This window comes from Protofrankia sp. Cr1, from assembly GCF_963555865.1.
Lineage (GTDB): Bacteria > Actinomycetota > Actinomycetes > Frankiales > Frankiaceae > Protofrankia.
The window spans coordinates 1-1,495 of the sequence record NZ_CAUVXO010000670.1 but is presented as its reverse complement, the minus strand read 5'-3'; the positions used below and the strand labels follow the sequence as shown (position 1 = coordinate 1,495).

4 protein-coding genes are annotated in these 1,495 nt (G+C 68.6%); all 4 read right to left on the bottom strand.

Going from position 1 to position 1,495, the window contains the following annotated elements; translation table 11 throughout:
* Positions 1-572, bottom strand: a 572-nt coding sequence (locus U9980_RS27745; RefSeq protein WP_322770633.1) for a DUF6286 domain-containing protein, incomplete at its 3' end; no start/stop codon positions are given.
* Between the two features lie 19 nt (positions 573-591).
* The gene (locus tag U9980_RS27740; protein ID WP_322770632.1) at positions 592-978 is read right to left on the bottom strand and encodes an Asp23/Gls24 family envelope stress response protein; all 387 of its coding nucleotides are present in this window, start codon (positions 976-978) and stop codon (positions 592-594) included.
* A complete protein-coding gene (locus U9980_RS27735) occupies positions 975-1,163 on the bottom strand; it encodes a DUF2273 domain-containing protein (protein ID WP_322747829.1) in 189 nt (62 codons plus the stop codon). Before U9980_RS27735 ends, U9980_RS27740 begins: the two co-directional genes overlap by 4 nt.
* A 143-nt stretch (positions 1,164-1,306) precedes the next feature.
* The coding region (locus U9980_RS27730) for a hypothetical protein (RefSeq protein ID WP_322770631.1) at positions 1,307-1,495 on the bottom strand (189 nt) is incomplete at its 5' end.

The following is a 1,495-nucleotide window of genomic DNA, read 5'->3' as shown; positions in this document are numbered from 1 at the left end:
GGCGCAGGCGAGGCTGGTTGCGGCACTACACCGCTGTCAGGGGATGCGGGACGCGACGCCTTGACTTTCAGTTTCACCTTCGGGGGCGACACCAGATCGAAGGAAGCCAGCCGTTCGTAGATCTCGTCACGTACCTGTTCCGGCGCGTCCGGGTTGACCCGGGGATGAAACTCGATCTTCACCCTGGCGGTGCGGCGCCGGAGCCGGACCTTTGCCCGGCTCACACCGTCCACATCCTCGGCCGCGCTGGCCAGGGCACGACCGACACCGCGACCAGCGGCGAACGTGGAGGTCCCGGCCAACGACGGTTGCACAGTGAACCACTCGAGCCGACCACGTCGCAGCCCCAGCACGAGCAGGAGGACGCCGACGACGCCAAGGATCACGCCGAGTACTGCCGGTCCCGTGTCGGACCAGCTGTTGCGCGCCATGGCGCCCGCCGCGGCCCGCCAGTCGACGATGGCATACTCGCTGCCGAAGGCCGCGTTGATCATCTCGACGATCGCGACGACCCCGGCCGCCGCGATGGCTGCGGCAAGCAGTGCCGCGACGATCCGGTTTGTCACGCGCACGATGGTGACCTCCCGTCAACTACCGAGCCCGGGTGTCCGGGTCGGTCCCGGACTCGAAAGCGGACACGTCAATGTCGATGTGGGTCACCCGTAGACCAGCCAGGTCGGCCACCTGTTGATTCACCCGGGTGCGTACTCCCTCGCATACCTCGACAATTCGGGCAGGATACCGTATCGACAGAGACATCGAGATCCGGGCGGTGCCCCGCCCGACGCGCGCTGACACCCGCGGCGGACGTTCGTCCGCGGCGGGCCGTCGGCGTCGGCCGGGAGGCCGGCGCCCCAGTCCGCCGACGGCGTTGACGTTCAGTGCGGCTTGGGCTGCGATTTTCTCGATGACGGCGTTCGTGACGACCAGGCGTCCCCGCGCTGTGGTTTCGGGCCGGCGCACCACGGTGGGCTTCATCGCATGTCGCGGCGTTCGCCGCCGCTGACGTACCGGTTGATATCGATGTCCCCGTCCAGGACCTTGCCGACGAACAGGCCGATGGCGCCGAAGACCAGAACGATCAGGAAGTCACCGAAGCCGCCGAAGGCGAGCGCGAGACCCGAGATCAACCCGGTGATGAGACCGATTGCACTCGAACGCATCGGAGCCTCCTCGTTGTAGGCGCAAAGCGTGGTGAAGGCGGACTGTTGTCAGGCGTGCTGTCGTCCGGCGCACAGTCGCGGTTGCAGGTGGCTGCGCCCGCGGCTGAGCTGACGGGCGCGGCCGGTGCTCCGATGGGACGGTGCTAGCGGACCCGCGGGGGCCGTCGCGATGTCCGCCAGCATCGGTGCACCCGGTGCACCCGGTGCGTCCACTGTTGGCGTACCCAGTGGGCAACGATCGCCAGTCCGGCGCGCCGGTGGTAGGCGGTCACCCCACCACCCGCGGTTCGTGGTGACAGCTCGGGCCGCCGAAGCCCCAGGCCGGCCATGAA

Coding starts and splice junctions, on each gene's coding strand:
- U9980_RS27740 (WP_322770632.1), bottom strand. CDS start 978: ATGAAGCCCACCGTGGTGCGCCGGCCCGAAACCACAGCGCGGGGACGC.
- U9980_RS27735 (WP_322747829.1), bottom strand. CDS start 1,163: ATGCGTTCGAGTGCAATCGGTCTCATCACCGGGTTGATCTCGGGTCTC.